The following is a 2,120-nucleotide window of genomic DNA, read 5'->3' as shown; positions in this document are numbered from 1 at the left end:
CGCCGTCGCGAGGGGGGACGGGGTGCACAGCGAGAGCGTGGGCGAGCAGCCCCGCCGTCGCGGGGTCGGGCTCCCCGGTCGCTGACCCGTGGGCCCCACGAGGGTGGGGGGCCGCCGTGTACCACGTGGAACACGGCGCCGCTCGCCGGGTGCACGGCGACAGGGGTGGCGTCGGTGACGCCGACGAACGGCACCGCGGGCGACCGGCCGGTCACGAGCGACGACCCGGCGGGCCCCGCCGAGGGGCGGGACACCGGCCCCGCCGAGGGGCGGGACACCGGCCTCGCCGAGGGGCGGGACGCCGGCCCGGCCGACGAACTCGCTCCGGCCGAGCCCACCTCCGAGTCCGAGGAGCTGTTCGGGGATGCGCTCCCCCGGGTGCGCCGCTACGCCGAGCTGCTCGCCGGACCGGGGCGCGAGCAGGGCGTGATCGGGCCGCGTGAGCTGCCCCGGCTCTGGGACCGGCACCTCGTCAACTCCGCCTACGTCGGCCGGGTCGTCCCCGCCGACTCCACGGTCCTCGACGTCGGGTCCGGTGCGGGTCTGCCCGGGATCCCGCTCGCCCTGGCCCGGCCCGACCTGACGATCACGCTCCTCGAGCCGATGGCGCGGCGCGTGGCGTGGCTGGAGGAGGTCGTCGCGGCCCTCGGGCTCGACGTCACGGTGCGCCGCGGCCGGGCCGAGGAGCGCGAGACGCGCCGGGCCGTCGGCGAGTTCGACGTGGTGACGGCGCGGGCGGTGGCCCCGATGGGTCGTCTCGCGACGTGGGCGATGCCCCTGGTGCGGCCGGGTGGGAGACTCGCCGCGCTCAAGGGCGCGAGCGCGCACGACGAGGTGCGGCGCGACGCGAACGACCTCCGCGCCGCCGGGGGTGGCGAAGTGGAGGTCGTGCGCTGCGGCGCGGGAGACACCACGACGCACATCGTGGTGGTACATCGAACGGAGCGACGGACGGCTGCCGGCTCGGGTCCCGGTGCGGGACGCCGCGGTCGTGGCAGGAAGGATCGATCCTCGTGACCGAAGGACAGCACGGCGTTCCACGTGAAACGCGACGTGGGGAGCGGGTGAGCGCGGAGCGGGTGCGCGAGGCCGTCAGCGAGGCCGTGTCCGGGGTGGGTGCCGGCGTGCTGGGGGCGGGCGAGGTCATCTACGGCGACGGCGCCGGCATGACGCCCATCGCGGAGGAAGCCGCCCGCGCCGCCCGCGTGCTCCACCCCGAGGACCACCGGATGCCGCGCCCGAGCCGGCGCCGCGTGATCACGGTGGCCAACCAGAAGGGCGGGGTCGGCAAGACCACGAGCACCGTCAACCTCGCCGCCGCCCTGGCCCTGCACGGCGCCCGCGTCCTCGTCGTCGACCTGGACCCGCAGGGCAACGCCAGCACCGCCCTCGGCGTCGACCACCGTAGCGGGGTGCCCTCGATCTACGAGGTGCTCATCGGCGAGATGACCCTCGACGAGGCCGCGCAGGTCTGCGACCGCTCGCCGGACCTGCTCTGCGTCCCGGCGACCATCGACCTCGCCGGCGCCGAGATCGAGCTCGTGTCGATGATGAACCGGGAGTCGCGCCTGCGGCAGGCGCTCGCGTCCGACGTGCTCGACCGGCTCGACGTCGACTACGTGCTGATCGACTGCCCGCCCTCGCTGGGCCTGCTCACGCTGAACGCGATGGTCGCGGCACCCGAGGTGCTCATCCCCATCCAGTGCGAGTACTACGCGCTCGAGGGGCTCTCGCAGCTGCTCAACAACATCGGGCTGGTGCAGTCCCACCTCAACCCGTCGCTGCACGTCTCGACGATCCTGCTGACGATGTACGACGGCCGCACCAAGCTGGCCGACCAGGTCACCCACGAGGTCCGCAGCCACTTCGGCGACCTCGTCCTGCGCACCGTCATCCCCCGCAGCGTCAAGGTGAGCGAGGCGCCCGGCTTCGGCCAGACCGTGCTCACCTACGACCCCGGCTCCCGCGGGGCGATGAGCTACCTGGACGCGGCCCGCGAGTTCGCCATACGCGCCGCGGTCGCCGAGCGACGTACCGAGTCGGCCGCTGCGAGCACCACGGGGGACCACGGATGACCGAACGTCGAGGCGGCCTCGGCCGCGGGCTCGCCGCACTGATCC

General features: G+C 74.8%; 2 protein-coding genes. Both read left to right on the top strand.

Features of this window, described 5'->3' with window-relative positions:
* Positions 1-354 precede the first annotated feature (354 nt).
* Positions 355-1,017, top strand: a complete 663-nt coding sequence (gene rsmG, locus AC0CYZ_RS27330; protein ID WP_472221239.1) for a 16S rRNA (guanine(527)-N(7))-methyltransferase RsmG — start codon at positions 355-357, stop codon at positions 1,015-1,017.
* A gap of 149 nt (positions 1,018-1,166) precedes the next feature.
* The gene (locus tag AC0CYZ_RS27325) at positions 1,167-2,075 is read left to right on the top strand and encodes a ParA family protein (RefSeq protein ID WP_472221237.1); all 909 of its coding nucleotides are present in this window, start codon (positions 1,167-1,169) and stop codon (positions 2,073-2,075) included.
* Positions 2,076-2,120: the final 45 nt, after the last annotated feature.

It is taken from the genome of Actinomycetospora sp. (genome assembly GCF_055612215.1).
This window is presented reverse-complemented; position numbering and strand designations above follow the sequence as displayed.

Bases quoted from the DNA above. Each gene is read 5' to 3' on its own strand.
- AC0CYZ_RS27325 (WP_472221237.1), top strand. From the start codon at position 1,167: ATGACGCCCATCGCGGAGGAAGCCGCCCGCGCCGCCCGCGTGCTCCAC.